Raw genomic sequence first — 26,908 nt, 5'->3', positions numbered from 1 at the left:
CAAAACGCTCAAACAGCCAGCCCGCGACCAATCCGCAGGTGAGGCTTTCGCGCATTACCGCTATAATCGCGACCTTTTCATCAGGCAACCCGATTTCCGACATGAGCCAATCTTCCGACCTGATCCAATCCGCACAGCGCACCATCCGCCTCGAAATCGAAGCGGTAGAAGGCCTGCTGGCCCATATCGACGCCGATTTCGTCAAGGCGTGCGAACTGATCCTGGGCAGCAAGGGCCGCGTTGTCGTGGTAGGCATGGGCAAATCCGGGCACATCGGCAACAAGATCGCCGCCACCCTGGCCAGCACCGGGACCCCGGCGTTCTTCGTCCACCCCGCCGAGGCCAGCCACGGCGACATGGGCATGATCACCCGGGACGACATCATCCTGGCCCTGTCCAACTCTGGTTCCACCGCCGAAATCGTCACCCTGCTGCCGTTGATCAAGCGCCTGGGCATCAAGCTCGTCAGCCTGACCGGCAACCCTGAGTCGCCGCTGGCCAAGGCCGCCGAAGTCAACCTGGACGCCCGCGTGGCCCAGGAAGCCTGCCCGCTGAACCTGGCCCCGACCTCCTCGACCACTGCCGCGCTGGTACTGGGCGACGCCCTGGCCATCGCCCTGCTCGAAGCGCGCGGTTTCACTGCCGAAGACTTCGCCTTCTCGCACCCGGGCGGTGCCCTCGGCCGCCGTCTGCTGCTCAAGGTGGAGAACGTGATGCACGCCGGCGACGAGCTGCCGCAAGTGACCCGCGGCACCCTGCTCAAGGACGCACTGCTGGAAATGTCGCGCAAGGGCCTGGGCATGACCGTGGTCGCCGAGGCCGACGGCAGCCTGGCCGGGATCTTCACCGACGGTGACCTGCGCCGCAGCCTGGACCGCAACATCGACGTGCACAAGACCCTGATCGAAGAGGTCATGACCGTGCACGGCAAGACCGCCCGCGCCGAAATGCTCGCCGCCGAGGCCCTGAAAATCATGGAAGACCACAAGATCAGCGCGCTGGTCGTCGTCGACAAGGCCGACCGTCCGGTCGGCGCCTTGAACATGCACGATCTGCTGCGCGCCGGAGTGATGTGATGAATACCCTGTTGCAACGCGGCAAAGCGATCAAGCTGGCGGTTTTCGATGTGGACGGCGTGCTCACCGACGGGCGCCTGTACTTCCTCGAGGACGGCAGCGAGTTCAAGACCTTCAACACCCTCGACGGCCAGGGCATCAAGATGCTGATGAACTCCGGGGTGACCACGGCGATCATCAGCGGGCGCAAGACCCCGGTGGTCGAGCGCCGGGCGAAGAACCTCGGTATCCCGCACCTGTACCAGGGTCGTGAAGACAAGCTGGTGGTGCTGGACGAACTGCTCGCCCAGCTCGGCCTAAGCTATGAAGAAGTCGCCTACCTGGGCGATGACCTGCCCGACCTGCCGGTAATCCGCCGGGTCGGCCTGGGCATGGCGGTCGCCAATGCCGCGGCGTTCGTCCGCCAGCATGCCCATGGCGTGACCCAGGCCCGCGGCGGTGAAGGCGCGGCCCGTGAATTCTGCGAACTGATCCTGCAAGCCCAGGGCAACCTGGAAGCAGCAAACGCCCACTATCTGTAGAGCACGTCATGTTCAGCAAGAAGATCCGCAATATCGCGCTGTTCGGCGTGATCGCCCTGATTTTCGGGGCGATCGGCTACTGGAACATCGTGCCCGAGCGCTTCCTCGACCAGCCTGCGGCGCAGGTCGACGAAAGTGCCATCGACTACTATGCGATCAATGCCCACAGTGTGCAGTTCCTGCCCGATGGCAAGCTGCAATATGAAATGACTGCGGACAAGGTCGAGCACCTCAAGGCCAGCGAGGTCACCCTGCTGACCAAGCCGGACCTGCAGATGTATCGCGGCACCGCGTATCCCTGGCACGTGCAGAGCGAGCGCGGCGAAGTCAATCCGGACGGTACCGAGGTGGAGCTGATCGATTCGGTGCGGGTCGCCCGCACCGACGACAAGGATCGCACCACCATCATTACCTCCAGCCGCATGACGGTATTCCCGCAGAAGCAATATGCGCAAACCGAGCAAGACGTTAGAATCGACGGCGCCGGTGGCGTGACTACGGGCAAGGGAATGAAAGCGTATTTGAAAGACGGCAGGATGGACCTGCTGTCCAACGTAAGAGGACAGTATGAGGCTCGTTAAAACCCTCCCCTATTTGCTCAGCCTGAGCGCGGCACTGGGAAGCGCGAGCGCCTGGGCTCTGCCGAACGATCGCGAGCAGCCTATCCGGATCCAGGCGGACAACGCCCAGCTGGACGACAAGAAAGGCATCGCCACCTACACCGGTGACGTGATCATCACCCAAGGTTCGATGAAGATCACCGGCAACACCGTGACCCTGACCCGCGCCGCCAACGGCGATATCGACGTGGTCACGTCGGTGGGTACCCGCGCCTACTTCGAGCAGCAGCAGTCCGCCGCCAAGCCGGACAAGATGCAAGGCTGGGCCAAGCAGATCCAGTACCAGGCCCAGAAAGACACCATCATCCTCACCGATGACGCCAAGGTGGTGAACGAAGGCAACACCACCGAAGGCGAGAAGATCGTCTACAACACCCAGACCCAGGTCGCTACCGCCGGTCGCGCACCGGGCGTCACCACGCCACGCCAGCGTATCGACATGGTGATCCAGCCGAAGAAGAAGGGCGAGTAATGGCGACCCTCAAAGCCCAGCACCTGGCCAAGAGCTACAAGAGCCGGCAAGTCGTGCGCGATGTCAGCCTGTCGATCGACAGCGGGCAGATCGTCGGCCTGCTCGGCCCCAACGGCGCCGGCAAGACCACCTGCTTCTACATGATCGTCGGCCTGGTCCAGGCCGACCAGGGCCGCGTGCTGATCGACGACCTGGATGTCAGCAACCAGCCGATGCACGGCCGCGCCCGTGCCGGTATCGGCTACCTGCCCCAGGAAGCCTCGATCTTCCGCAAGCTGTCGGTAGCCAACAACATCATGGCGATCCTGGAAACCCGCAAGGACCTGGACAGCGACGGCCGGCGCAAGGAGCTGGAAAGCCTGCTGCAGGAATTCCACATCAGCCATATCCGCGACAACCTCGGCATGAGCCTGTCCGGTGGTGAACGCCGCCGCGTTGAAATCGCCCGCGCCCTGGCCACCGCGCCCAAGTTCATCCTGCTCGACGAACCCTTCGCCGGTGTCGACCCGATCTCGGTCGGCGACATCAAGCAGATCATCCATCATCTGAAGGCCAAGGGCATCGGCGTCCTGATCACCGACCACAACGTCCGTGAAACCTTGGACATCTGCGAAACCGCGTACATCGTCAACGACGGCCAACTGATCGCCGAAGGCGACTCGGAAACCATCCTGGCCAACCAGTTGGTGAAAGAGGTGTACCTCGGCCACGAGTTCCGCCTGTAAGCCGCAATACCGGAGTGACGGAGCGCTGGCGTTAGGCCATTATCCCGGCTTAATTGTTACAGCGCTCTAGGCAAACGCTACAATTTCAGGCATATATCTTGCTTAAAATTGGCGCCCAGCGCCCGTGTAGTAGATGGCGCATGCGCGCCGGCGAATAAGGTCTAAAGCCCCAGCCATGAAACCATCGCTCGTCCTAAGAATGGGCCAGCAACTGACGATGACCCCGCAGTTGCAACAGGCCATCCGTCTGCTCCAGCTTTCCACGCTGGACCTGCAGCAGGAAATCCAGGAAGCCCTGGAGTCCAATCCGATGCTCGAACGTCAGGAAGACGGCGACGACTTCGACAACAGCGACCCCATGGCCGACAACGCCGAGAGCAAGCCCGTCGCCGAGTCTCAGGAAAGCAGCTTCGAACAATCCGCGCCGACGGCGGAAAACCTCGAGGAAGGCGAATGGAACGAGCGCATCCCCAACGAATTGCCAGTCGACACCGCCTGGGAAGACATCTACCAGACCAGCGCCAGCAGCCTGCCGAGCAACGATGACGACGAGTGGGACTTCACCACCCGCACTTCGGCCGGCGAGAGCCTGCAAAGCCACCTGCTCTGGCAGCTCAACCTGGCGCCGATGTCGGACACCGACCGGCTGATCGCCGTCACCCTGATCGACTGCATCAACAACCAGGGCTATCTCGACGAGACCCTGGAAGAGATCTGCGAGTCCTTCGACCCCGAACTGGACATCGAACTGGACGAGATCGAAGCCGTCCTGCACCGCATCCAGCAGTTCGAGCCCGCGGGCATCGGCGCACGCAACCTCGGCGAATGCCTGTTGCTGCAACTGCGCCAGTTGCCTGGCAATACGCCGTGGATGACCGAAGCGCAGCGTCTGGTCAGCGACTACATCGACCTGCTCGGCAGCCGCGACTACAGCCAGCTGATGCGCCGTATGAAGCTCAAGGAAGATGAACTGCGCCAGGTCATCGAACTGGTCCAGAGCCTCAACCCGCGCCCTGGCTCGCAGATCGAATCCAGCGAGCCGGAGTACGTGGTGCCCGATGTGATCGTGCGCAAGGACAACGAGCGCTGGCTGGTCGAGCTGAACCAGGAAGCCGTGCCACGCCTGCGGGTCAATCCGCAGTACGCCGGCTTCGTCCGCCGCGCCGACACCAGCGCCGACAACACCTTCATGCGTAACCAGTTGCAGGAAGCGCGCTGGTTCATCAAGAGCCTTCAAAGCCGCAATGAAACCCTGATGAAGGTGGCGACCCAGATCGTCGAGCACCAGCGCGGTTTCCTCGACCATGGCGACGAGGCCATGAAGCCGCTCGTCCTGCACGACATCGCCGAAGCGGTGGGCATGCACGAGTCGACCATTTCCCGGGTGACCACGCAGAAATACATGCACACACCTCGCGGAATCTACGAGCTGAAGTACTTCTTCTCCAGCCACGTCAGCACTTCCGAAGGAGGGGAATGCTCCTCCACCGCCATTCGCGCGATCATCAAGAAACTGGTTGCTGCGGAAAATCAGAAAAAGCCATTGAGTGACAGCAAGATCGCTGGTTTACTGGAGGCACAAGGCATCCAGGTAGCACGTCGCACCGTCGCCAAGTACCGCGAGTCCCTCGGCATTGCACCTTCGAGTGAACGCAAGCGATTGATGTGACATTCCCTGAGATGTGCCATCGCAATTCAGTGGCAGGCGCAACACCTGCCTCTTTATGCACGGCAATAAAGGAGAAGCAGTATGCAAGTCAACATCAGTGGACAACATGTAGAAGTCACTCCTCCGCTTCGTGAATACGTCGAGCAGAAGCTCAAGCGCCTGGAGGGTCATTTCGATCGCATCACCAACGTCCAGGTCATCATGAAGGTCGAGAAACTCCAGCAGAAAGTGGAGGCGACCCTGCAGATCCCCGGTGGTGAGGTGGTGGCGAATGCCGAAGACGCCGACATGTATGCCGCCATCGACTCCTTGACCGACAAGCTCGACCGCCAACTGAAAAAACACAAGGAAAAACAGCAAAGCCTGCTGCAAGGCGCAGCGGCCCGCTGATCCCCCTCATCCATGATCCGACTTGAATCCATCCTGACCCCCGGCCGTTCCCTCGTGAACGTGCCGGGCGGCAGTAAAAAGCGCGTACTTGAACAGATCGCCAACCTGATCGGGACGGACGTTCCCGGCCTGGAAAAACAGGAAGTGTTCGAAAGCCTGATTGCCCGGGAAAAACTCGGCTCCACGGGTTTCGGCAACGGCATCGCCATTCCTCACTGCCGCCTCAAGGGCTGCGCAAGCCCGGTCAGCGCCCTGCTGCACCTGGATGCCCCCATCGATTTCGACGCCATCGACGGCGCCCCGGTCGACCTGCTGTTCGTCCTGCTGGTCCCGGAAGCCGCCACCGATGCGCACCTGGAGCTGCTGCGCCAGATTGCCAGCATGCTTGACCGCAAGGACGTTCGCGACAGGCTGCGGGCTGCCGACAGCAGTGCCGCCCTGTACCAGGTTGTCCTGGACGCACAGAACGAGACCTGAGCATGCGCCTGATCATTGTCAGCGGCCGTTCCGGATCCGGCAAAAGCACCGCCCTCGATGTCCTGGAAGACAATGGTTTCTACTGTATCGACAACCTCCCCGCCGGTCTGCTTCCGCAACTGGCGGAAAGCGCGCTGATCAACACCGAATTGCTGCAACCGCGGGTGGCGGTCTCGATCGACGCGCGCAACCTGCCGAGCCACCTGAGCCGTTTCCCCGAGTTGCTCGAAGAGGCCCGCTCCCGGCATATCCAGTGCGACGTGCTGTACCTGGACGCTGACGAAGACACCCTGCTCAAGCGTTTTTCCGAGACCCGCCGGCGTCACCCGCTGACCAATCAGGACCGCTCCCTCGGCGAAGCGATCCGGGTCGAAAGCGAGCTGCTGGGGCCTATCGCCGACCTGGCCGACCTGAAGATCGACACCACCAGCCTGAACCTGTATCAGCTGCGTGATTCGATCAAGCTGCGCCTGCTCAACCAGCCGGAACCCGGGACCGCCTTCCTGGTGGAGTCCTTCGGTTTCAAGCGGGGCATGCCGGTGGATGCCGATGTGGTGTTCGACGTGCGCTGCCTGCCGAATCCGTACTGGAAGCCTGAGCTGCGCGAGCACTCCGGGCTGGACGCGCCGGTCATCGAATACCTCGCTGCGCAGCCGGATGTGGAAGAGATGTTCCAGGACATCTCGTCCTACCTGCTGAAATGGTTGCCGCGCTTCGCTGCCAGCAATCGCGCCTACGTCACCATTGCCATTGGCTGCACGGGCGGTCACCATCGTTCGGTCTACCTGACCGAACGCCTGGGCCAGTTGCTGCAACCCATATTGAAGAACGTCCAGGTCCGCCACCGCGACCTCTAGTCCACAGGATCCCACCCGCGATGCCCGCCATTGAAATCGAGATCATCAACAAGCTGGGGCTGCATGCCCGTGCGGCTGCCAAGTTCGTCGGCGTGGCGGGCAAGTTTCCCTGTGCGGTCAAGGTTGGACGCGCGCCGGACAAGCTGGTCGACGGCAAGAGCATCATGGCGGTGATGATGCTGGCTGCGGGCAAAGGGACGACGGTGCACCTGTTTGCGGAAGGCGAGCAGGATAAGGAGGCGATTCAGGCGTTGGTGGAGTTGATCAATAATCGCTTTGATGAGGGTGAGTGAAGTCGCCACCCTTCAATGAAAAAGCCCGCCATTAGGCGGGCTTTTTCATGGCAGATTCTCGCTGGATGATTTCGGGACCGCTTCGCGCTCCATCGCAGCGGTGCGGCGGTCCGACAAGCCAGCTCCTACAAGGGCAGGGTCGACCGCGAGTTTTCGGGAATACACAAGCTCTTCCCTGTGAATCCTATCCATCTCGATCATGCTTTCAACAAGACGGTTGAATAGATTCTCTTCCATCAACAACACCCTACTCGCTGGCGCTACAGACAGGGAATCCTGTGCCTTTGTATAGGATGGAACAAGCCGCTGACTTCCTCTTCATTTGTCCTACCCCAGGAAAACTGAGGTAGGAAAATTCCAAAGCACCACGCGGACACTGTGGGAGCTGGCTTGCCAGCGATTGGCCGGACCTGACAACGGTGCTGTCATTGCCGGCCTCATCGCTGCATAGGTATCTCTGGGCTTGCGGCGGATTTGTAGGAGCGTGGCTTGCCCGCGAAGGGCCGCAAAGCGGCCCCAAAACCTGCCACGCCGAGCATCTGGGGCTCCAAGGCCAAGCAGGCGCTGAATCCAGAAAAGCGTCCCCCACATAGCTCGTGCTGGATGGTTTTGGGGCCGCTTTGCGGCCCTTCGCGGGCAAGCCACGCTCCTACCTGAACTGCGTCGGCCATCAGCCCGAGATGTGTAGATACCCATGCCCATCGCTGGCAAGCCAGCCCACAAGGTTATTCGCAGCCTCTATCAGGACAGCGCGGTATCCATCACCATCATCAGGCAGAACCCGACGCACAGCCCCAGGCTGGCCAACCGGTGATGCCCATTGGCCCGGGACTCGGGAATGATCTCCTGGGTCACCACCAGCAGCATCGCCCCGGCCGCGAAGGCCAAGCCCAGCGGCAACAGCAGCTCCGCCACGTTCACCAGCCAGGCACAGACCAGCGCTGCTGCCGGCTCAACCAGGCCCGACGCGGCGCCGATCAGGAACGCCTTGAAGCGCGCCATCCCGGCCCCGGCCAGTACCAGGGCGATCACCAGGCCTTCCGGCACATCCTGCAAGGCAATACCCATCGCCAGGCTGTCCGCATCCGCCATGCCACCACCCGCAGACACGCCGATGGCCATGCCTTCCGGAATGTTGTGGGCAATGATGGCGATGACGAAGATCCAGATCCGCGCCGGAATCACCGGCTGGGTTCCGGACGCCACCAGCGCCTCGGGCGATGCACCGGACACCTGGCGATCCACCAGGTACAGGCACATCGCCCCGAACAGCAGGCCGAAGCTGATCAACCCGCCCGCGCCCCACTTGCCGAAGCCCACCGCCTGCGCGGCATCCAGCCCCGGGATGATCAGCGAGAACGCGGTCGCCGCCAGCATTACGCCAGCACCAAACCCGAGCAGGGTATCGGCCAGCGCCACCGGCATGCTGCGGATCACCAGCACTGGCACCGCGCCAAGCGCCGTACCCAGGGCACACAGCGCCCCACCCTCCAGCGCCCGCATCATCCGCGGTTCCAGGTCGAGCCAGGCGATGCCCTGGGCCACCAGCAAGGCGGTGCCCACCAGCAGCAACAGGGTGCCCAGCGCCAGGCGAAACAAGCGCACGCTACTTACGGACAAGACATCCGAGCGCATTCGCTTGTCACTCACGCCACGGCGGCAAGGTAGCGCCGCTCGACTTCAGCCCAGTCGACGACGTTATAGAACGCATTGATGTATTCCGGACGACGGTTCTGGTACAGCAGGTAGTAGGCGTGCTCCCAGACGTCCAGGCCGAGGATCGGCGTGTTGCCGTTCATCAGCGGGCTGTCCTGGTTGCCGCTGCTTTCCACCACGACTTTTTTCTCCGGGGTCACGCTCAGCCAGGCCCAGCCGCTGCCGAAGCGGGTCAGCGCCGCCTTGGTAAAGGCGTCCTTGAAGGCCTCGAAGCCACCCAGTTGCTCATCGATGGCCTTGGCCACCGAACCTTGTGGCACGCCGCCGCCGGTTGGCGACATGACGGTCCAGAACAGGGTGTGGTTGGCGTGGCCGCCGCCCTGGTTGATCACCGCCGCCTGCAGGTTCTGCGGCAGTTGCTTGACCGCTGCCACCAGCTTCTCTACCGGCCATTCGGCCCACTCGGTGCCCTCGACGGCGGCATTGAGGTTGTTGATGTAGGTCTGGTGGTGCTTGGTGTGGTGGATCTGCATGGTCTGGGTATCGATGTGCGGTTCCAGCGCATCGTAGGCGTAAGGCAATGCAGGCAAGGTATGTGGCATCAGTGAATTCCTTGTTGGATGGCTTGGGTGATCACGGGGTCATGGCCGGCCAGCACACCGGGTTGCGGCTCCTGCCGGTACAGCAGGCGCTCGGTGCGCGGGTATTGGCCGTACTCGCTGATGAAGCTCAAGAGTTCGGTGTAGGTCTTGCCACTCTGGCGCAACGCCGCCTGGCGCAAGGACTCGGGCAGGCGCTGGTCCTGGCTGGCCGTGAGCAGCCGCTGGTGGATCGCGCAGAGATACTCGGCGCTTTCCTGGGGCTGCTTGAGGCGCAGGTGGAGGTCGGCCAGGTTGTGATGGGAAATCACACAGGCGGCTACCGCTTCGTCGGCGTCATGCCAGCGCTCGAACAGCACCTGGGCCAGGGCCAGGGCCTGCAGGTACAACTCGCGGGCATCGACCAGGTCGCCCTGGTTGAACAGGCGGTTGGCAATCTCGGTGGTACGTTTCCAGTGCTGCATGGCGAACCTCCAAAGCGGTAGGCGGCGGTATCAGATACCGCCGGCGGTGAGCTTCTCCGGATCCAGCAGGACTTCCAGCTGGGAACGCGACAGCTCGGTGTGTTCCAGGGCGACGTCGATGATCGGGCGGCCCTGCTTGTAGGCGGTCTTGGCGATCTCGGCAGCCTTCTGGTAACCGATGATCGGGTTCAGCGCGGTGACCAGGATCGGGTTGCGCGCCAGGGCTTCCTTGAGCTTCGGCTCGTTGACCTTGAAGCTGGCGATGGCCTTGTCGGCCAGCAGGCGGCTGGCGTTGGCCATCAGCTCGATGCTTTCCAGCAGGTTGCGAGCGATGACCGGCAGCATCACGTTCAATTCGAAGTTGCCCGACTGGCCGGCGATGGCGATGGTGGCGTCGTTGCCGATGACCTGGGCGGCGACCATGGCGGTGGCTTCCGGAATCACCGGGTTGACCTTGCCCGGCATGATCGAGGAGCCCGGCTGCAGGCCTTCCAGCTCGATTTCACCGAGGCCGGCCAGCGGACCGGAGTTCATCCAGCGCAGGTCGTTGGCGATCTTCATCAGCGCCACGGCGGTGGCCTTGAGCTGGCCGGACACGGCAACCGCAGTGTCCTGCGAGCCGATCAGGGCAAACAGGTTCTCGCCCGGCACGAAGTCGACCTGGGTCAGGCCGCTCAGCTGTTTGGCGAACAGCGCGGAGAATTGCGGGTGGGCGTTGATCCCGGTACCCACCGCAGTACCGCCCTGGGCCAGGGCCTGCAGGGCCGGCAGGGTGTTCTGCAGGTGCGCGATGCTGGCCTTGATCTGTTGCGCCCAGCCACCGAGGACCTGGCTCATGCGCACCGGCATGGCATCCATCAGGTGGGTACGGCCGGTCTTGACGAACGGATGCACCTCTACCGCCTTGGCCTCGATCACCTTGACCAGGTGATTCAGCGCCGGCAGCAGTTGCTCGTGCAGGGCCAGGGCGGCACTGACGTGGATGGTGGTGGGGATGATGTCGTTGCTGCTCTGGCCACAGTTGACGTGGTCATTGGCATTGACCTTGTCGGTGGCGACGCGGCTGGCGAGGGTGGCGATCACCTCGTTGGCGTTCATGTTGGAACTGGTGCCGGAACCGGTCTGGAACACATCCACCGGGAAGTGCTGCATGAAGTCACCGGCCAGCAGTTGCTCCACCGCCGCGACGATGGCCTGGCCCTGGGCCGGGGTGACCTGCTCCAGTTCGACGTTGGCCTTGGCGGCGGCGGCCTTGGCCAGCAGCAGCGCACGGATGAACTGGGTCGGCATGCGTTGCTGGCTGATCGGGAAGTTGTTGACCGCGCGCTGGGTCTGGGCGCCATACAGGGCCTCGGCCGGCACCTGCAGTTCACCCATGCTGTCACGCTCGATACGGGTATTACTCATCATCAAGTCCTTGCATCAGTTCAGCGGAAGAAATCGAAGGCAACAGCGTGCAATTCGCCAGTTGCAGGGCCAGCGGCTGCCAGCGCTGGCCGTGCTCGCCGCCATCGAGCTTGCGCAGTTGCAGCAATGGGCGCCACGCCTGGTCCAGGCACAGGCAGCGCCAATGCCACGGCAACATGCGGTCGCAGGCGGTATCGAGCAGAAGACGGAAAGAAGTCAGGGCGACGGTCCACGCCGAGGTGTCGGTGCAGCAGACCAGGTAGCGTCCTTCAGCGAGGTAGTGTTCGATCAGGCGCGGCTCGTCGGGCTCCAGCGCACAGCGGATGCGTCGGCTCAGCCAGCGCCAGTTTTCGAGGTAGGGCAGTTCGTGAAGGACGGATTTCATGGCACGAATATCATCACCTAGATAATGATATTCATTATTAATTGATAAATAGAATCAGTACAAGCCTCAAGCTTCAAGCGGCAAGAAAAAGCAGACCGAGTGATGACTGCTTTTTCTTGCCGCTTGAAGCTTGGAGCTTGCCGCTCGAAAGCAAAAAGCCCGGCGCAGTGGCCGGGCTTTCGGGTGAAACGGGCGAAGCGGCGATCAGCTGCCGGCAACCGTCATCCGTTCGATCAGGATCGAGCCGGTGTGGATATTGCTGCGGGTTTCCAGATCGCTGCCGATGGCCACAATCTGCTGGAACATGTCTTTCATATTCCCGGCGATCGTCACTTCCTGCACGGCGAACTGGATCTCGCCGTTCTCCACCCAGTAACCCGCTGCACCACGGGAGTAATCACCGGTCACCATGTTCAGGCCATGGCCCATCAGCTCGGTGACCAACAGGCCGCGGCCCATGCGGCGGATCAACGCCGCCTGGTCCTCGACGCCATGGGTGACGAACAGGTTGTGCACGCCACCGGCGTTGGCGGTGCTGGGCAAGCCCAGCTTGCGACCGGAGTACGTGCCCAGCACATAGGAAACCAGGTGACCATTTTCGACGAACGGCTTGGCGTAGGTCGCCAGGCCATCGCCATCGAACGCGGCACTGCCCAGGGCGCGCTGCAGATGCGGACGTTCGTCGAGGGTCAGCCAGCTCGGGAACAGGCGCTGGCCGATGGTGCCTTCGAGGAACGATGATTTGCGGTACAGGTTGCCGCCGGAAATCGCCGACAGGAAACTGCCGAACAGGCCACCGGCCAGTTCCGCCGAGAACAGCACCGGCACTTCGCAGGTCGGCACCGGCCGCGCACCCAGGCGGCTGGCAGCACGCTGGGCGGCGCGGATACCGATGGACGCCGGATCGGCCAGCAACTCGCCCTGGCGGTTCACGTCATACCAGTAATCGCGCTGCATCTGCCCGTCGCCTTCGGCGATCATCACGCAGCTGAGGCTATGACGGGTCGAGGCATAGCCGCCGACGAAGCCGTTGCTGTTGCCGTACACACGGCAACCCTGGTGGGTATTGAGGGTGGTGCCATCGGCATTCTTGATCCGCGGATCGGCATCGAAGGCCGCCGCTTCACAGAGCAGCGCTTTCTCGATGGCCTGCTCCGGGGTGATATCCCAGGCGTGATACAGGTCGAAATCCTGCAGGTCGCGGGCCATCAGCGCCGGATCGGCCAGGCCTGCGCAATCATCTTCGGAGGTGTGCTTGGCAATCGCCAGGGCCGCCGCGACGGTTTCCCGAATGGCGTCGCTGCCGCTGGCCGAAGTGCTGGCCGAGCCCTTGCGCTGGCCAACGTAGAGGGTGATGCCGAAGCCCTGGTCGCGGTTGAACTCCACCGTTTCCACTTCGCGCTGGCGCACCGAGGTGGACAACCCCTGCTCCAGCGACACCGCCACCTCGCACGCCGTGGCGCCCTGGCGTTTCGCCTCGGCGATGATCTGCTCGACCTGCTCCTGCAAGGCCGGCAGGGCTTGCGGACCTACGCTCTGCACTGCACTCATGGTTTTCTCCACTCAAATTCGGCGTTCGGCGAGGGTCATCGAGCGACCGGGCCGGACAAGCGGCCCCCGACTGGTTATCATGACGGCGATTCTCAGCGGACTGCCCCCATGGTTGATTCTTACGATGCCTTCGACGAAGGCGAAAAAAGCAAAACCCAGATCAAGCGCGAGCTTCAGGCGCTGGTCGATATGGGCGAGCGCCTTACCACGCTCAAGCCCGACACCCTGGCCAAACTGCCTCTGACCGACGAGCTGCGCAAAGCGCTCGAAGAGCACAAGAAGCACACGGCCAACGAGGCCAAGCGCCGTCACCGCTCGTTCATCGGCAAGCTGATGCGCGACCAGGACCTCGACGCCATCAACGCCTTGCTCGACCAACTGGACGCGTCTTCGCGCCAGTACAACGAGCGTTTCCACAATCTCGAACGCTGGCGTGACCGGCTGATCGGCGGTACCGACGAGGTCCTGGAAAAATTCGTCCAGGAATACCCGGAAGCCGACCGTCAGCAACTGCGCTCGTTGATCCGCCAGGCCCAGCACGAGGCCAAGACCAACAAGCCGCCAACCGCCGCGCGCAAGATCTTCAAGTACATCCGCGACCTCGACGAGAGCCAGCGCGGCCTGCGCTGATTCACGCAACCGGGCGGGCACCCTGCCCGCCCGGTGTCACCTTCATGCGCCCGTGCCACCCACGGTGATCGCATCGATCTTCAGGGTCGGCTGGCCCACGCCCACCGGCACCGATTGCCCATCCTTGCCACAGGTGCCCACGCCGCTGTCCAGGCTCAGGTCGTTACCGACCATGGACACCCGGCTCATGGCTTCCGGACCGTTGCCGATCAGGGTCGCGCCCTTGACCGGGGCGGTGATCTTGCCGTCCTCGATCAGGTACGCCTCGCTGGTGGAGAAGACGAACTTGCCGCTGGTGATATCCACCTGGCCGCCGCCGAGGTTGGCGCAGTACAGACCGCGCTTGACCGAGGCGATGATCTCCGCCGGATCGCTTTCACCGGCACGCATGTAGGTGTTGGTCATACGCGGCATCGGCAGGTGCGCGTAGGACTCGCGACGCCCGTTGCCGGTGACCGCCATGCCCATCAGGCGGGCATTGAGCTTGTCCTGCATGTAGCCGACCAGCTTGCCGTTCTCGATCAGGGTGGTGCATTCGGTCGGCGTGCCTTCGTCGTCGACGCTCAGCGAGCCACGGCGGTCCTTCAGGGTGCCGTCATCGACGATGGTGCACAGGCTCGAGGCGACCATCTCGCCGATGCGCCCGCTGTAGGCCGAACTGCCCTTGCGGTTGAAGTCGCCTTCCAGGCCGTGGCCAACCGCTTCGTGCAGCAGCACGCCGGACCAGCCCGAGCCCAGCACCACCGGCAGCGTACCGGCCGGGGCCGGCACCGCTTCGAGGTTGACCAGTGCCTGGCGCAGCGCCTCGCGGGCATAGCCCATGACGCGATCTTCGGTGAAATAGCGGTAATCGGTACGCCCGCCGCCGCCATGGCCACCGCGCTCGCGACGGCCATTCTGCTCGACGATGACACTGACATTGAAGCGGATCAGCGGACGGACGTCTGCGGCCAGGCTGCCATCGGCAGCGGCAATCAGGATGCGCTCCCAGACCCCGGCCATGCTCACGCTGACCTGCTGGATACGCGGGTCGAGGGCACGGGTGGCAACATCGACGCGCTTGAGCAGCTCGACCTTTTCCGCGCGGCTCAGGACTTCCAGCGGGTTATCCGCGGCATACAGCGGGGTGATCGCCTGGCTCCTGAACGCCTGCACCGTGCCATTCTGCCCGGCCCGGGAAATCGAGCGGGCGGCCTGGGCGGCAGCGGTCAGGGCTTCGAGATTGATGGCATTGCTGTAGGCAAAGCCAGTCTTCTCGCCGGACTGGGCACGCACGCCCACGCCCTGGTCGAGGTTGAAGCTGCCTTCCTTGACGATGCCGTCTTCCAGTGCCCAGGACTCCGAGATCTGGCCCTGGAAATACAGGTCGGCCGCGTCGATGCCCGGCCCGGCCAGCTCGCCCAGCACGCTTTGCAGGCTGTCGAGGGTCAGGTCGCCGGGGGCCAGCAGTTGCTCGCTGACGCTGGTTAACAACTCGCTCATAGTCACTCCGAGGTGTGCGCAGGCCGCAAGGCGTCCTGCGAGAAAAAGCGCCGGTGCGAGGCCACCGGCATCCGCGCCCTGATGGACGCCTGTTCTGTGCTGTCGCGCGTGCCCAGCAGCACCGCTTCGCCGCGGGCCTGCTGCGCGAGAATCCGTCCCCAGGGGTCGACGATCGCCGCCTGGCCGTGGGTTTCCCGTGGTCCCGGGTGCATCCCGCCCTGGGCGGCGGCCAGCACATAGCACTGGGTTTCGATGGCGCGGGCGCGGATCAGCACTTCCCAGTGCGCCGCGCCGGTGACGGCGGTGAAGGCCGCCGGCGCCGTGATCAGTTCCGCCCCGGCTTCGCGCAGCGCGCTGTACAGCTCGGGGAAACGCAGGTCGTAGCAGACCGTCAGGCCCAGCTTGCCCACCGGGGTATCGGCTACCACCACATTGGTGCCGTGGGCATAGTCGTCCGATTCACGGTAGCGGCCACGGCTGTCGGCCACATCCACATCGAACAGGTGCAATTTGTCGTAGCGGGCGACCAGTTCGCCGTGCTCGTCCACCAGCAGGGAGCAGGCATGGGCTTTGGCCTCGGGCCGGTCGACGGGCGGCAGCGGCAAGGTGCCCGCCACTATCCATAACCTGAGGTCGCGGGCCGTCTGTTTCAACCAGGGCAGGATCGGACCTTCGCCCCGGGCCTCGGCCAGGCCAATAGCGGCGCTGTCGCGGCGGCCCATGGCGGCGAAGTTTTCCGGCAACACGGCGAGCCGGGCGCCCTGCTGCGCCGCCTGCTCCAGCAACGCGCGGGCGCGCTGGAGATTGGCGACGATATCGTCCTGGCTGATCATCTGGATGACGGCGAAGGTCATGGCCACGCTCTATCTGGATTTGCCGAAAGGTTTCACAAAGGTAATCTTAGGCTCTTTCACCGGGCCTTCGACCCGATAGTTGACGCTGGCATAGCGCGCCACCCGGTCACCCAGCAGCTTGTCTACCAGGAACAGCGCCCCGCCCACGGCGGGCGCACCGACGATCAACGCCGCCAGTGGCAGGTTGTTGGTCACCGGCAGGGTCACCATCAGATTGGCGGCGATGCGATCACGCACCAGGTCCAGGGTGCCTTCCAGCTCGAAATTGCTCGACGGGCCGGTGACGGTGATCGGCTCGCGGGTCACATAGACGCCGTCACTGGCCACCAGCAGCCCCTTGACCCGGTCGTAGCTCAGCCCTTTGCCCAGCAGGTCGGAGAAGTCCAGGCGCAAACGGCGCCCGATCGAGTTGAAGTTGAGCAGGCCGAACACCCGCAAGGCCTGGGCACTGCCGTCCACTTCGATGATCTGCCCGTCGCGCAGCGAGGCATCCATGCTGCCGGAGAAGCGCTTGAGGCTGACCCAGGCCGGCGAACCCGGCCAGCGGCCATCGGCGTCCATATGGAAATCGCGGCTGGTCACGGTCGGCGCGAAGCCCCAGGCCTTGAGCACATCGGCCAGGTTGCCGCCCTCCAGGCGTCCCTTGTACCAACTGCTGCTGGCACCGGGCGTACCTTCCCAGCCAGCCGAGCCATTGATCGCCAGGCCCTTGAGATTCAGATCAAGGTCGTTGAACGCCACGCCCTGGGCACCGGGCCGGGACTTGAGCGACACGCTGCCCATCAGGTCATCTCCGCGGAACAGCTTGCCGATGTTCAGGTTCACCGCCGGAACTTTGCGCGGATCGGTCGACGCCAGCGGATCCGGGGCATCCGGCGCGGCTTCCGTCGCCGGGTCGGCGGCCGGCAGGCGCAGGGTCGGCAGGTCGACCACGATGGGTGCGGCCTTGGCATCGGGGATCCGGGCGTTGCCGATGACTTCCTGGCTGTCCAGGCGCAGGCCCCAGTTGTCGCTGTTGCGGTCCAGGCGTACCACCGCCTGGTTGAGCTCGAAGTTCCAGGCCTTGATCCTGCCGATGCTCAGGTCCACGCCACGCAGGATCTGCCGGGCACTGCCGCTGGGATCATCGCCGGTATAGCTGCCAGCCTTGCTTTGCCAGTCCTCGAGGTTCAGCTCGGCAATCCGGCCGCGCACGCGCAGGCCCTGGCTCGCCGGCAGTTGCGCGGTGCCACCGCCCAGCAGCAACTCGCCGCGCACCTGCTCGGTCTTGCCGGCAGGCGCAGCCATGGCCAGGCTCGCGAGATCGACGTAATTCGCATCGATACGCCGCTCGTTGCCCCCCAGGTTCATACGGAACTTGCTAGCGCGGGCCTCGCTGGCGTCTTTGCCGAAGGGCGCCGGAAGGTCGATGGCCAGGCCCTTGAGGTTCGACTCGACACTCAGCAGGTTGTCGCGACCCAGCACCACCTGCAACTGATAGGGAAGTTCGCCGGAGACCGGCAGCGCCTGGTTGAACTGCAGCCAGTCGGTCAAGGATTTCAGGGCAATCTGGCCATTGGCGACGATCCGCGTCTGCAACTGCCCCGGCTTGCCTTCGGCGAAGATCTCCGCCGTCACCGGCTTGCCGAAGGCCACGGTGCTGATGCTCTGGCCGCTCAGACCTTTGTCCAGGTCAAAGCGGAAGTCACCCTTGAGCTTGCTCAGTTCGAGCACCGGTTCGCTGAGCTTCAGGCGCGCCTGTTCAGTGCGGAAGTCCACCACCACTTTCGGTTCGATGCCGTGGGCCAGCGGGATATCCAGTTTCAGCGAGCCCTTCAGGTCGCCCTCGCCTTCCCAGCCGGCGAAGGTGGGACCGGTGCCGATCGGCGCATCCTGGAGAATCTTCACCCCGTCAGCCAGGGTGCCGTCGAAATCGCCATCGACGAACAGATGACTGTGTTCGCCCGCCGGGACATGAGGGATATCCACCAGCACATCGCTGACCCTGGTATTGAGCATCTGCCCGGTGCTGGCCTTGATCCGCACGCCGTGGTCATCGATGAACACATCACCGTCCACCTTGCTCAGCTGCGGCCAGCCTGGCTGGAAGTCGAGCGCTGCGTCGCGCACCTTGAAGAACAGGCTGATGCTGCGGGCGTGGTCCGGCGCGCCATGGTTGATCGAGCCCTGGTACTGGAAATAGCCCTCGTCGACATCGCCCTTGAGGATAGCCGTGCGCAGCCAGTGATCGACATCGGGGCTGAGCACTTCCGGGAGGTACTTGGCGGTATAGCGCCCGTCACCCTCGACCAAGCCGACCCGCAGGTCCATGTAGTCTTCGTGACCCGGCTCGAGATGAATACGAATGAGGAAGTCGCCGGCGATCTTGCCCTCTTCACCCAGCACGTGGAGATAGGGGGCGACCAGGGTGAAGGCTTCCTTGTCCAGCTTCCAGGTCAGGCGCGCATTGGCCTTCAGATAATGCCAGGGATCGGCGAAGATCGGCACCAGATGCAGCATGAACTTGTCGGTGTCCAGGCGCAGCTCGCCATGCCCGAGATCGCCGCTGATGCTGCCGCTGACATTCCCCGCCGCCGGAGCGCCGTGATAGGCATCGAAGCCGACCCGGTCGAGGTTGGCGGCAAAGCTGAACAGGCGGTCGCCCTCGACCTGGGGCCGCACGTCCAGCAGGACGTTGCGCAGGCCGCCGGTGACCTTGAGGCCATCGACCACCGCCATCGCCGGTTTCGGCAGCGGACCAAGGGCCTGGATCACCGGGGTCAGCGGGGTCAGGTCGACGCGGTCGGCCTGGATCTTCCAGAGCTCGCCGTCTTCGCCGGCATTCGACTGGTTGATCTGCACATGGGATTCCCAGCGGGTTTCGCCCAGGTTCATGGCCAGTGAATCGATAGTGAGCTGCAGGCCTTCATCGCCACGCCGCAGCCAGGCATTGAGCGCCAGATTCTCGATCTTCACCGGTTCGCGCTCAGCGTAGGCGCCTTGCAACTGCGGAGCATTCAGGCGAATCGTGGCACTTTGCACCTTGCCGTTGCCCCAGCCCAGCCAGACTTCACCCCCGGCGCGCAGCTCAGGCAGTTGCCATTGCCCCAGCAAACGCGCCGGCAGCCATTTCGCCCAATCGCTTTGCGGCAGGCTGGCATAGGCGTCGACCTCGGCGTCCTGCCATTTGGCCGGGCGAATCCGGCTTTTCAGGCTGATGGCCATGGGTTGGCCATCAGGCAGGGTCATGCGTGCATCCAGGCGCTGGCGCACGCTGCCGGTCTGCAGGCTCAGGCCGACATAGGTCAGGGTCATGGGATCGTGATCGAAGGGTTCCAGGGTGATCTGGCTATCGAGCACCGAGACTTTCGATACCACCTGCATACGCCGCAGCGCCTGCTCGACATCCAGTGGCTGGTCATCAGCCTGCACCGGCAGGCCCTTGAGCGACCACTTGCCGCTTTCATCTTCATGCAGGTTGAGCTGCAGGCCGCCCAGCTCGACCCGGGCCAGGCGCACATCGCGGGCCACCAGGCTGGCCCACAGGTCGGGCACCACCTTGACTGTATCCAGGCGCAGGGCCGAGGCGCCCTCGCCCACCTGCACATCATGCACCATGAGAATCGGCGCCAGACCGCTCCAGCGGCCTTCCAGCGCACCAATATGCACCGGCAGGCCAAGGCTGGCCTCGGCCTTGTCCTCGACATCGGTACGGTATTCAGCGACCAACGGAATCAGCTCGCGACCGAGGCTGACGTAGAGCGCCACCAGCACCGCGATCAACGCGCAGGCGCCCAGCCCCCAGCGAGTCAGGGCAGCCAGAACGCGGATCAGACGCTCCATTGCTGTGGCCCCCGAGTCATCCAAGCCCTAACTATGGCCCGACATGCAGGGTTTGCCACCATCGACGGTTCAGGGCAGGTCAGAGCAGCACCACATCGTATTGTTCCTGGGAATACATGGACTCCACCTGGAAACGAATGGTTCGCCCGATAAAGGCTTCCAGTTCGGCGACATTCCCCGACTCTTCGTCCAGCAGGCGGTCCACCACCTTTTGATTGGCCAGCACTCTATACCCTTCGGCCTGGTAGGCCCGCGCCTCGCGAAGAATTTCCCTGAAGATCTCGTAGCAGACTGTTTCCGGAGTCTTCAGCTTGCCGCGGCCCTGGCAGCAGATGCACGGCTCGCAGAGCACCTGCTCCAGGCTTTCGCGGGTGCGCTTGCGGGTCATCTGCACCAGGCCCAGCTCGGTCAGGCCGATGATGTTGGTCTTGGCATGGTCGCGCTCGAGCTGCTTCTCCAGGGTACGCAGGACCTGGCGCTGGTGCTCTTCGTCTTCCATGTCGATGAAGTCGATGATGATGATCCCGCCGATATTGCGCAGGCGCAGTTGCCGGGCAATGGCGGTGGCCGCCTCGAGATTGGTCTTGAAGATGGTCTCTTCAAGATTGCGATGGCCGACGAAGGCGCCGGTGTTCACATCGATGGTGGTCATGGCCTCGGCCGGGTCCACCACCAGGTAGCCGCCGGACTTGAGTGGCACCTTGCGCTCCAGGGCGCGCTGGATCTCGTCCTCGACACCATAGAGGTCGAAGATCGGCCGCTCGCCCGGGTAGTGCTCCAGGCGATCGGCGATTTCCGGCATCAATTCGGCGACGAACTGCGTGGTTTTCTGGAAGGTTTCCCGGGAGTCGATGCGGATCTTCTCGATCTTCGGGTTGACCAGGTCGCGCAGGGTGCGCAGGGCCAGGCCGAGGTCTTCGTAGATTTCCGTGGGCGCGCCAACGGTCTTGATCTGCGCGCCGATCTGGTCCCACAGGCGGCGCAGATAGCGGATATCCATGAGAATTTCGTCGGAGCCGGCGCCTTCGGCCGCCGTGCGCAGGATGAAACCACCGGAATCCTGGATGTTTTCCTGGGCCACGCAGTCGCTGACCACCTTCTTGAGGCGCTCGCGCTCGGCTTCGTCCTCGATCTTCAGGGAAATGCCGACATGCTTGGTGCGCGGCATGTATACCAGGTAACGCGACGGAATCGACAACTGGGTGGTCAGGCGCGCGCCCTTGGAGCCGATCGGATCCTTGGTCACCTGCACCACCAGGCTCTGCCCTTCGTGGACCAGGGCACTGATGCTTTCCACCGTAGTGCCTTCGCGCAGGGAAATTTCCGAGGCATGGATGAAGGCCGCGCGGTCCAGGCCGATATCGACGAACGCCGCCTGCATACCCGGCAGCACCCGCACCACCTTGCCCTTGTAGATATTGCCGACGATGCCGCGGCGCTGGGTGCGCTCGACATGGACTTCCTGAAGGACGCCGTTTTCCACCACCGCCACGCGGGATTCCATCGGGGTGATGTTGATCAGGATCTCTTCACTCATGGCAATCTCTCGTCAAAGGGGCTTCGGGTAATCATGGATCGCCCGACACCGACTGGCGAGCGATAAAGGGCTTGGGTACATCCTCACTCGGCGTTGGGCACGCCCTGCCAGCAGGGGATGCCGAAGCGGGCCAGCAGTTCGGCGGTTTCCGCCACCGGCAGGCCGACCACGGCGGAATAGCTGCCTTGCAGGCCCTGGACGAACACCGCGCCAAGGCCCTGGATGGCATAGGCGCCGGCCTTGTCCTGCGGCTCGCCGCTGGCCCAGTAGCGACGGGCCCGTTCTGCGCTGATGATATTGAAGGCGACCCGGCTGCTGATGCACAGGCTTTCCGTGCGCTGGCCATCGCTGACGGCGACGGCGGTCAGTACATCGTGCTCACGTCCGGAAAGTGCGGCCAGCATGGCCAGGGCATCGTCGCGATCGACCGGTTTGCCGAGGATGCGCCCGTCGAGGACGACGGCGGTATCGGCACCCAGCACCGCCAGCGGTTCACTGGCGCCACTGGCGGTCAGCAGGGCCAGGCCGGCGGCGGCCTTGGCGCGGGCCAGGCGCTCGACATAAGCACCGGCCTGCTCGCCGGGCAGCGGGGTTTCGTCGATGGAGGCGCTGACGACGGTGAAGGGAATGCCGATCTGGGTCAGCAGTTCACGGCGGCGCGGCGAACCGGAGGCCAGGTACAGCGGGGTCATCTTGACTACTCCCTGTCAGCGTCGAAAAGCGAAGGTTTCAGTAGATACTCAGGCGGCTGCGCAAGCCGCGCAGGCCGAAGCTGATCCACGGCCAGAGCAAGGCACTGGTGACCGCCGGCCAGACCAGCGCCAGGGTCGGCTGGCGGTTGCCGGTCAGGGCACTGAGCCAGAGTTGCACCAACTGCGCGACGCCGAAAATCACCAAAATGGTCAGGCTCTGCTGCCACATCGGGAACATGCGCAGACGTTGCTGCAGACTCAGCACGAGGAAGGTGATCAGGGTCAGGACCAAAGCGTTCTGGCCGAGCAGGGTGCCGTAGAGCACATCCTCGCACAGGCCGAGGGCGAAGGCGGTGGTCATGCCGACCTTGTGCGGCAGGTTGAGGGTCCAGAAGGCGACCAGCAGGGCCAGCCACAAGGGACGGAAGATATCCATGAACGGCGGCATCGGCCAGACGCTCAGGAGCAGGCCGACCAGGAAGGTCAGCCAGACCACCCAGCCATTCTTGCCGTGGGTACTGACCATCAGTGTCTCTCCCGGGAAGGTGTGGTTGGCGCTGCGGGAGTCGCCGGGGCGGCGGCCGGAGCCGGCGTTGCCGCTGGCGCGTGGGGCGCCGCGGCAGGGGTCGCGGGAGTGGCAGGGGCCGGGGTCGTGGCCGGATGTGCCGGGTCGGCGCCTGGCGCCGGCGGGCCCATCTGTTCCGCTTCCTGGGCCTTGACCGCGTCGCTGGCGCGCTCTTCGGGCGTGCGGCCGTCAGAGAACACCAGCAGCAGGTAGCGGCTGCGATTGAGCGCCGCCGTCGGCACCGCACGCACGATGGCGAACGGCTGCCCGGAATCGTGGATCACTTCCTTGACCGTGGCCACCGGATAGCCCGCCGGGAAACGCTGGCCCAGGCCGGAACTGACCAGCAGGTCGCCTTCCTTGATGTCGGCCGTGTCGGCGACGTGCCGCAGTTCCAGGCGCTCCGGATTGCCGGTACCGCTGGCGATGGCGCGCAGGCCATTGCGGTTGACCTGCACCGGAATGCTGTGGGTGGTGTCGGTGAGCAGCAGCACGCGGGAGGTGTACGGCATCAGCTCGACCACCTGGCCCATCAGGCCGCGGGCATCGAGTACCGGCTGGCCGAGCACCACGCCATCACGCTCGCCCTTGTTGATCAGGATGCGATGGGTGAAGGGGTTCGGGTCCATGCCGATCAGCTCGGCGACCTCGACCTTCTCGTTGACCAGCGCCGAGGAGTTGAGCAACTCGCGCAGGCGCACGTTCTGCTCGGTCAGCGCCGCCAGCTTCTGCAGGCGGCCTTGCAGGAGCAGGGCTTCGGTCTTGAGTTTCTCGTTTTCGGCGATCAGCTCGGTGCGACTGCCGAACTGGCTGGCCACCCCCTGCCACAGACGCACGGGCAGGTCGGTGATGGTGTAGGACTGCATCAGCACCAGGGACATCTGGCTGCGCACAGGCTTGAGTACGGTGAAACGGGCATCGACCACCATCAGGGCGATCGACAGCACCACCAGCACGAGCAGGCGCACGCCCAGGGACGGGCCTTTGGCAAAAAGCGGTTTAATGGGCCGCTCCTCGTGGACGACGGTTCAGGAGGTCATTCATACGGCAACACACCGGCCTGGCTTGCGGATGGGAAGAATCGGCATCCCGGACGGACGCCGACCCGGTTTCGGACAGCACTGCGCAGGCTAGCCGAAATCCGGGCGACAGGAAGGCAATCCGGCGAATCACTCGCTGGAGAGCAGGTCCATGGTGTGCTTGTCCATCATCTCCAGGGCGCGACCGCCGCCACGGGCGACACAGGTCAGCGGGTCTTCGGCGACGATCACCGGCAGGCCGGTTTCCTGGGCCAGCAGCTTGTCGAGGTCGCGCAGCAGGGCGCCACCACCGGTCAGCACCAGGCCACGTTCGGCGATGTCCGAAGCCAGCTCGGGAGGCGATTGCTCCAGGGCGCTCTTGACCGCCTGGACGATGGTCGCCAGGGATTCCTGCAGGGCTTCCAGCACTTCGTTGGAATTCAGGGTGAAGGCACGCGGTACGCCTTCGGCCAGATTGCGGCCGCGGACGTCGACTTCGCGCACTTCGCCGCCCGGGTAGGCGGTACCGATTTCCTGCTTGATGCGCTCGGCGGTGGATTCGCCGATCAGGCTGCCGTAGTTGCGGCGCACGTAGGTGACGATGGCTTCGTCGAAGCGGTCGCCGCCAACGCGGACGGATTCGGCGTAGACCACGCCGTTCAGGGAGATCAGTGCGATTTCAGTGGTACCGCCACCGATATCGACGACCATCGAGCCGCGGGCTTCTTCGACCGGCAGGCCGGCACCGATGGCGGCGGCCATCGGCTCTTCGATCAGGAACACTTCACGGGCACCGGCGCCCAGCGCCGACTCACGAATGGCACGACGCTCGACCTGGGTCGACTTGCACGGTACGCAGATCAGCACGCGCGGGCTTGGCTGCAGGAAGCTGTTCTCGTGAACCTTGTTGATGAAGTACTGCAGCATCTTTTCGCAGACACTGAAGTCGGCGATCACGCCGTCCTTCATCGGACGAATGGCAGCAATGTTGCCCGGGGTACGGCCGAGCATGCGCTTGGCTTCGGTACCTACCGCGACGACACTTTTCTGGTTGCCGTGGGTGCGAATGGCCACGACAGAGGGCTCATTCAGGACGATACCGCGCTCACGCACGTAGATTAGGGTGTTGGCAGTGCCCAGGTCGATGGAGAGATCGCTGGAAAACATGCCACGCAGTTTCTTGAACATGGGAAAGGGACCCTGGCAACGCGTGGGTAAAAAAGTGCGGCAAACTCTAACAATGGCGGGGATTTTGGGCAAGGCGCCAATATGTTAAATTGGCGGTTTTTCCGAGCAGGCCAGCACACGATCGGGCCTTATGACCGCGTGTATCCCGGCATGTTCCTCATCCCGGACAATTCCTTTTTTCCCAGGAGATCCCCATGGCGCTTGAACGCTGCGACGTGGAAAAGATCGCCCATCTGGCCCGTCTGGGCCTGAACGAGGCCGATCTTCCACGCACTACCGATGCCCTCAACAGCATTCTCGGCCTGGTTGACCAGATGCAGGCGGTCGATACCGACGGCATCGAGCCTCTGGCCCACCCTCTGGAAGCCAGTCAGCGCCTGCGCGCCGACGTTGTAACAGAAAGCAACCAACGCGACCGCTACCAGGCCATCGCGCCGTCCACGGACAGCGGCCTGTACCTGGTTCCGAAAGTCATCGAGTAAGGGAATAGCGCCAGCATGCATCAACTTACCCTGGCCGAGATCGCCCGTGGCCTCGCCGACAAATCGTTTTCCGCCGAAGAGCTGACCCGTGCGCTGCTGCAGCGCATCCACCAGCTCGACCCGCAACTCAACAGCTTCATCAGCGTCACCGACGACCTGGCCATCGCCCAGGCCCAGGCCGCCGACGCCCGCCGCGCAGCCGGCGAGACCGGCGCCCTGCTCGGCGCGCCGATCGCCCACAAGGACCTGTTCTGCACCCTCGACGTGCGCACCAGCTGCGGCTCGAAGATGCTCGACTCGTTCAAGGCGCCCTATGACGCCACCGTGGTCGCCAGGCTGGCCGCCGCCGGTACCGTGACCCTGGGCAAGACCAACATGGACGAATTCGCCATGGGTTCGGCCAACGAATCCAGCCACTACGGCGCGGTGAAGAACCCGTGGAACCTGGAACACGTGCCAGGCGGTTCGTCCGGCGGTTCCGCCGCGGCCGTGGCCGCGCGCCTGCTGCCGGCTGCCACCGGCACCGACACCGGCGGCTCGATCCGCCAGCCGGCCGCGCTGACCAGCCTGACCGGCCTGAAACCGACCTACGGCCGGGTTTCGCGCTGGGGCATGATCGCCTACGCCTCCAGCCTCGACCAGGGCGGCCCGATGGCCCGCACCGCCGAAGACTGCGCCTTGCTCCTGCAAGGCATGGCCGGCTTCGATCCGAAGGACTCCACCAGCATCGACGAACCGGTCCCGGACTACAGCGCCAGCCTCAACGGCTCGCTGCAGGGCCTGCGCATCGGCCTGCCGAAGGAATACTTCGGCGCCGGTCTCGACCCGCGCATCGCCGACCTGGTCCAGGCCAGCGTCAAGGAGCTGGAGAAGCTCGGCGCGGTGATCAAGGAAATCAGCCTGCCAAACATGCAGCACGCCATTCCTGCGTACTACGTGATCGCCCCGGCCGAGGCCTCCTCCAACCTCTCGCGTTTCGACGGCGTGCGCTTCGGCTACCGCTGCGAGAACCCGAAGGACCTCACCGACCTGTACAAGCGTTCCCGCGGTGAAGGCTTCGGCAGCGAAGTGCAGCGCCGCATCATGGTCGGTACCTACGCCCTGTCGGCCGGCTACTACGACGCCTACTACCTGAAGGCGCAGAAGATCCGTCGCCTGATCAAGAACGACTTCATGGCTGCCTTCGAAGGCGTCGACGTGATCCTCGGCCCGACCACGCCGAACCTGGCCTGGAAGATCGGCGCCAAGAACGCCGACCCGGTCGCCGCGTACCTGGAAGACGTCTACACCATCACCGCCAACCTCGCCGGCCTGCCGGGCCTGTCGATGCCGGCCGGCTTCGTCGATGGCCTGCCGGTGGGCGTGCAGCTCCTGGCCCCGTATTTCCAGGAAGGCCGCCTGCTCAACGTCGCGCACCAGTATCAGCAAGTGACTGACTGGCACACCCGCGCACCCAACGGCTTCTGAGGAGCAGA

The 26,908-nt window shown here is 63.9% G+C and carries 28 protein-coding genes; 13 read left to right on the top strand and 15 right to left on the bottom strand.

The window, feature by feature from the left end; translation table 11 throughout:
- Window positions 1-101 precede the first annotated feature (101 nt).
- The 10 genes from PSEMO_RS30750 (at window position 102) to PSEMO_RS30705 (ending at window position 7,100) form a co-directional block, all read left to right on the top strand.
- Window positions 102-1,076 (top strand): KpsF/GutQ family sugar-phosphate isomerase, encoded by a 975-nt coding sequence (locus PSEMO_RS30750; protein WP_075806623.1) that lies wholly within the window; start codon window positions 102-104, stop codon window positions 1,074-1,076.
- The gene (locus PSEMO_RS30745; protein WP_009398228.1) at window positions 1,076-1,597 is read left to right on the top strand and encodes a KdsC family phosphatase; all 522 of its coding nucleotides are present in this window, start codon (window positions 1,076-1,078) and stop codon (window positions 1,595-1,597) included. Before PSEMO_RS30750 ends, PSEMO_RS30745 begins: the two co-directional genes overlap by 1 nt.
- A gap of 8 nt (window positions 1,598-1,605) precedes the next feature.
- On the top strand, window positions 1,606-2,178 hold the full coding sequence (gene lptC / locus PSEMO_RS30740; protein WP_075806622.1) for an LPS export ABC transporter periplasmic protein LptC: 573 nt from the start codon (window positions 1,606-1,608) through the stop codon (window positions 2,176-2,178).
- On the top strand, window positions 2,165-2,689 hold the full coding sequence (gene lptA / locus PSEMO_RS30735; RefSeq protein ID WP_075806621.1) for a lipopolysaccharide transport periplasmic protein LptA: 525 nt from the start codon (window positions 2,165-2,167) through the stop codon (window positions 2,687-2,689). Before lptC ends, lptA begins: the two co-directional genes overlap by 14 nt.
- Window positions 2,689-3,414: an LPS export ABC transporter ATP-binding protein gene (gene lptB, locus PSEMO_RS30730; protein ID WP_075806620.1), complete on the top strand. Its 726-nt coding sequence runs from the start codon at window positions 2,689-2,691 to the stop codon at window positions 3,412-3,414. Before lptA ends, lptB begins: the two co-directional genes overlap by 1 nt.
- A gap of 175 nt (window positions 3,415-3,589) precedes the next feature.
- Complete coding sequence (locus tag PSEMO_RS30725; RefSeq protein ID WP_075806619.1) at window positions 3,590-5,083, top strand: RNA polymerase factor sigma-54; 1,494 nt, start codon at window positions 3,590-3,592, stop codon at window positions 5,081-5,083.
- A gap of 81 nt (window positions 5,084-5,164) precedes the next feature.
- Window positions 5,165-5,473, top strand: coding sequence for a ribosome hibernation-promoting factor, HPF/YfiA family (gene hpf, locus PSEMO_RS30720; protein WP_075806618.1), 309 nt, complete (start codon window positions 5,165-5,167; stop codon window positions 5,471-5,473).
- A gap of 12 nt (window positions 5,474-5,485) precedes the next feature.
- Window positions 5,486-5,950: a PTS IIA-like nitrogen regulatory protein PtsN gene (gene ptsN / locus PSEMO_RS30715; RefSeq protein WP_075806617.1), complete on the top strand. Its 465-nt coding sequence runs from the start codon at window positions 5,486-5,488 to the stop codon at window positions 5,948-5,950.
- Window positions 5,951-5,952: 2 nt separating this feature from the next.
- Window positions 5,953-6,807, top strand: a complete 855-nt coding sequence (gene rapZ, locus PSEMO_RS30710) for an RNase adapter RapZ (RefSeq protein WP_075806616.1) — start codon at window positions 5,953-5,955, stop codon at window positions 6,805-6,807.
- A gap of 20 nt (window positions 6,808-6,827) precedes the next feature.
- Window positions 6,828-7,100, top strand: a complete 273-nt coding sequence (locus tag PSEMO_RS30705; protein ID WP_075806615.1) for an HPr family phosphocarrier protein — start codon at window positions 6,828-6,830, stop codon at window positions 7,098-7,100.
- A 45-nt stretch (window positions 7,101-7,145) separates the two neighbouring features.
- Here PSEMO_RS30705 and PSEMO_RS30700 read toward each other — a convergent pair whose 3' ends face one another.
- The 7 genes from PSEMO_RS30700 to pmbA all read right to left on the bottom strand — a co-directional run bounded on the left by PSEMO_RS30700 (window position 7,146) and on the right by pmbA (window position 13,162).
- Window positions 7,146-7,337 (bottom strand): hypothetical protein, encoded by a 192-nt coding sequence (locus PSEMO_RS30700; RefSeq protein ID WP_144443654.1) that lies wholly within the window; start codon window positions 7,335-7,337, stop codon window positions 7,146-7,148.
- A gap of 504 nt (window positions 7,338-7,841) precedes the next feature.
- Complete coding sequence (locus PSEMO_RS30695; protein ID WP_075806613.1) at window positions 7,842-8,735, bottom strand: ZIP family metal transporter; 894 nt, start codon at window positions 8,733-8,735, stop codon at window positions 7,842-7,844.
- Between the two features lie 11 nt (window positions 8,736-8,746).
- Complete coding sequence (locus PSEMO_RS30690) at window positions 8,747-9,358, bottom strand: superoxide dismutase (protein ID WP_075806612.1); 612 nt, start codon at window positions 9,356-9,358, stop codon at window positions 8,747-8,749.
- Entirely contained in the window at window positions 9,358-9,819 is a 462-nt protein-coding gene (locus PSEMO_RS30685) for a tetratricopeptide repeat protein (protein WP_075806611.1), read from the bottom strand. The genes PSEMO_RS30690 and PSEMO_RS30685 overlap by 1 nt, the downstream gene beginning before the upstream one ends.
- Before the next feature lie 30 nt (window positions 9,820-9,849).
- Window positions 9,850-11,226, bottom strand: coding sequence for a class II fumarate hydratase (locus PSEMO_RS30680; protein WP_075806610.1), 1,377 nt, complete (start codon window positions 11,224-11,226; stop codon window positions 9,850-9,852).
- Window positions 11,219-11,611, bottom strand: a complete 393-nt coding sequence (locus PSEMO_RS30675) for a FagA protein (protein WP_075806609.1) — start codon at window positions 11,609-11,611, stop codon at window positions 11,219-11,221. The genes PSEMO_RS30680 and PSEMO_RS30675 overlap by 8 nt, the downstream gene beginning before the upstream one ends.
- Before the next feature lie 204 nt (window positions 11,612-11,815).
- A complete protein-coding gene (gene pmbA, locus PSEMO_RS30670) occupies window positions 11,816-13,162 on the bottom strand; it encodes a metalloprotease PmbA (protein ID WP_075806608.1) in 1,347 nt (448 codons plus the stop codon).
- 108 nt (window positions 13,163-13,270) lie between these two features.
- Here pmbA and yjgA point away from each other — a divergent pair, with 108 nt between their 5' ends.
- The gene (gene yjgA, locus PSEMO_RS30665) at window positions 13,271-13,792 is read left to right on the top strand and encodes a ribosome biogenesis factor YjgA (RefSeq protein WP_075806607.1); all 522 of its coding nucleotides are present in this window, start codon (window positions 13,271-13,273) and stop codon (window positions 13,790-13,792) included.
- A 42-nt stretch (window positions 13,793-13,834) separates the two neighbouring features.
- On the opposite strand, the gene tldD is transcribed toward yjgA, so the two are convergent.
- The 8 genes from tldD to mreB all read right to left on the bottom strand — a co-directional run bounded on the left by tldD (window position 13,835) and on the right by mreB (window position 24,951).
- On the bottom strand, window positions 13,835-15,274 hold the full coding sequence (gene tldD, locus PSEMO_RS30660) for a metalloprotease TldD (protein WP_075806606.1): 1,440 nt from the start codon (window positions 15,272-15,274) through the stop codon (window positions 13,835-13,837).
- A gap of 2 nt (window positions 15,275-15,276) precedes the next feature.
- Complete coding sequence (locus tag PSEMO_RS30655; RefSeq protein WP_075806605.1) at window positions 15,277-16,128, bottom strand: carbon-nitrogen hydrolase family protein; 852 nt, start codon at window positions 16,126-16,128, stop codon at window positions 15,277-15,279.
- 9 nt (window positions 16,129-16,137) lie between these two features.
- Entirely contained in the window at window positions 16,138-19,950 is a 3,813-nt protein-coding gene (locus PSEMO_RS30650) for a YhdP family protein (RefSeq protein ID WP_075806604.1), read from the bottom strand.
- Window positions 19,951-20,029: 79 nt separating this feature from the next.
- A complete protein-coding gene (gene rng, locus PSEMO_RS30645; protein ID WP_075806603.1) occupies window positions 20,030-21,487 on the bottom strand; it encodes a ribonuclease G in 1,458 nt (485 codons plus the stop codon).
- Between the two features lie 83 nt (window positions 21,488-21,570).
- Window positions 21,571-22,179 carry a Maf family protein gene (locus PSEMO_RS30640; RefSeq protein WP_075806602.1) on the bottom strand — a complete coding sequence of 203 codons (609 nt, stop codon included), beginning with the start codon at window positions 22,177-22,179 and terminating at the stop codon, window positions 21,571-21,573.
- A 37-nt stretch (window positions 22,180-22,216) separates the two neighbouring features.
- On the bottom strand, window positions 22,217-22,705 hold the full coding sequence (gene mreD / locus PSEMO_RS30635; RefSeq protein WP_075806601.1) for a rod shape-determining protein MreD: 489 nt from the start codon (window positions 22,703-22,705) through the stop codon (window positions 22,217-22,219).
- Entirely contained in the window at window positions 22,705-23,748 is a 1,044-nt protein-coding gene (gene mreC, locus PSEMO_RS30630; protein WP_075806600.1) for a rod shape-determining protein MreC, read from the bottom strand. The genes mreD and mreC overlap by 1 nt, the downstream gene beginning before the upstream one ends.
- 165 nt (window positions 23,749-23,913) lie before the next feature.
- Window positions 23,914-24,951, bottom strand: coding sequence for a rod shape-determining protein MreB (gene mreB, locus PSEMO_RS30625; protein WP_008371426.1), 1,038 nt, complete (start codon window positions 24,949-24,951; stop codon window positions 23,914-23,916).
- A 194-nt stretch (window positions 24,952-25,145) separates the two neighbouring features.
- Here mreB and gatC point away from each other — a divergent pair, with 194 nt between their 5' ends.
- Window positions 25,146-25,433 carry an Asp-tRNA(Asn)/Glu-tRNA(Gln) amidotransferase subunit GatC gene (gatC, locus tag PSEMO_RS30620; RefSeq protein WP_075806599.1) on the top strand — a complete coding sequence of 96 codons (288 nt, stop codon included), beginning with the start codon at window positions 25,146-25,148 and terminating at the stop codon, window positions 25,431-25,433.
- A gap of 15 nt (window positions 25,434-25,448) precedes the next feature.
- Complete coding sequence (gene gatA / locus PSEMO_RS30615; RefSeq protein ID WP_075806598.1) at window positions 25,449-26,900, top strand: Asp-tRNA(Asn)/Glu-tRNA(Gln) amidotransferase subunit GatA; 1,452 nt, start codon at window positions 25,449-25,451, stop codon at window positions 26,898-26,900.
- Window positions 26,901-26,908: the final 8 nt, after the last annotated feature.

It is taken from the genome of Pseudomonas putida (assembly GCF_001941965.1).
Classification (GTDB): Bacteria; Pseudomonadota; Gammaproteobacteria; order Pseudomonadales; family Pseudomonadaceae; genus Aquipseudomonas; species Aquipseudomonas putida_L.
The sequence above is the reverse complement of the archived record's forward strand: the minus strand, read 5'-3'. Positions and strand labels throughout refer to the sequence as shown.

Coding starts and splice junctions, on each gene's coding strand:
- PSEMO_RS30750 (WP_075806623.1), top strand. CDS start 102: ATGAGCCAATCTTCCGACCTGATCCAATCCGCACAGCGCACCATCCGC.
- PSEMO_RS30745 (WP_009398228.1), top strand. CDS start 1,076: ATGAATACCCTGTTGCAACGCGGCAAAGCGATCAAGCTGGCGGTTTTC.
- lptC (WP_075806622.1), top strand. CDS start 1,606: ATGTTCAGCAAGAAGATCCGCAATATCGCGCTGTTCGGCGTGATCGCC.
- lptA (WP_075806621.1), top strand. CDS start 2,165: ATGAGGCTCGTTAAAACCCTCCCCTATTTGCTCAGCCTGAGCGCGGCA.
- lptB (WP_075806620.1), top strand. CDS start 2,689: ATGGCGACCCTCAAAGCCCAGCACCTGGCCAAGAGCTACAAGAGCCGG.
- PSEMO_RS30725 (WP_075806619.1), top strand. CDS start 3,590: ATGAAACCATCGCTCGTCCTAAGAATGGGCCAGCAACTGACGATGACC.
- hpf (WP_075806618.1), top strand. CDS start 5,165: ATGCAAGTCAACATCAGTGGACAACATGTAGAAGTCACTCCTCCGCTT.
- ptsN (WP_075806617.1), top strand. CDS start 5,486: ATGATCCGACTTGAATCCATCCTGACCCCCGGCCGTTCCCTCGTGAAC.
- rapZ (WP_075806616.1), top strand. CDS start 5,953: ATGCGCCTGATCATTGTCAGCGGCCGTTCCGGATCCGGCAAAAGCACC.
- PSEMO_RS30705 (WP_075806615.1), top strand. CDS start 6,828: ATGCCCGCCATTGAAATCGAGATCATCAACAAGCTGGGGCTGCATGCC.
- PSEMO_RS30700 (WP_144443654.1), bottom strand. CDS start 7,337: ATGGAAGAGAATCTATTCAACCGTCTTGTTGAAAGCATGATCGAGATG.
- PSEMO_RS30695 (WP_075806613.1), bottom strand. CDS start 8,735: ATGCGCTCGGATGTCTTGTCCGTAAGTAGCGTGCGCTTGTTTCGCCTG.
- PSEMO_RS30690 (WP_075806612.1), bottom strand. CDS start 9,358: ATGCCACATACCTTGCCTGCATTGCCTTACGCCTACGATGCGCTGGAA.
- PSEMO_RS30685 (WP_075806611.1), bottom strand. CDS start 9,819: ATGCAGCACTGGAAACGTACCACCGAGATTGCCAACCGCCTGTTCAAC.
- PSEMO_RS30680 (WP_075806610.1), bottom strand. CDS start 11,226: ATGAGTAATACCCGTATCGAGCGTGACAGCATGGGTGAACTGCAGGTG.
- PSEMO_RS30675 (WP_075806609.1), bottom strand. CDS start 11,611: ATGAAATCCGTCCTTCACGAACTGCCCTACCTCGAAAACTGGCGCTGG.
- pmbA (WP_075806608.1), bottom strand. CDS start 13,162: ATGAGTGCAGTGCAGAGCGTAGGTCCGCAAGCCCTGCCGGCCTTGCAG.
- yjgA (WP_075806607.1), top strand. CDS start 13,271: ATGGTTGATTCTTACGATGCCTTCGACGAAGGCGAAAAAAGCAAAACC.
- tldD (WP_075806606.1), bottom strand. CDS start 15,274: ATGAGCGAGTTGTTAACCAGCGTCAGCGAGCAACTGCTGGCCCCCGGC.
- PSEMO_RS30655 (WP_075806605.1), bottom strand. CDS start 16,128: ATGACCTTCGCCGTCATCCAGATGATCAGCCAGGACGATATCGTCGCC.
- PSEMO_RS30650 (WP_075806604.1), bottom strand. CDS start 19,950: ATGGAGCGTCTGATCCGCGTTCTGGCTGCCCTGACTCGCTGGGGGCTG.
- rng (WP_075806603.1), bottom strand. CDS start 21,487: ATGAGTGAAGAGATCCTGATCAACATCACCCCGATGGAATCCCGCGTG.
- PSEMO_RS30640 (WP_075806602.1), bottom strand. CDS start 22,179: ATGACCCCGCTGTACCTGGCCTCCGGTTCGCCGCGCCGCCGTGAACTG.
- mreD (WP_075806601.1), bottom strand. CDS start 22,705: ATGGTCAGTACCCACGGCAAGAATGGCTGGGTGGTCTGGCTGACCTTC.
- mreB (WP_008371426.1), bottom strand. CDS start 24,951: ATGTTCAAGAAACTGCGTGGCATGTTTTCCAGCGATCTCTCCATCGAC.
- gatC (WP_075806599.1), top strand. CDS start 25,146: ATGGCGCTTGAACGCTGCGACGTGGAAAAGATCGCCCATCTGGCCCGT.
- gatA (WP_075806598.1), top strand. CDS start 25,449: ATGCATCAACTTACCCTGGCCGAGATCGCCCGTGGCCTCGCCGACAAA.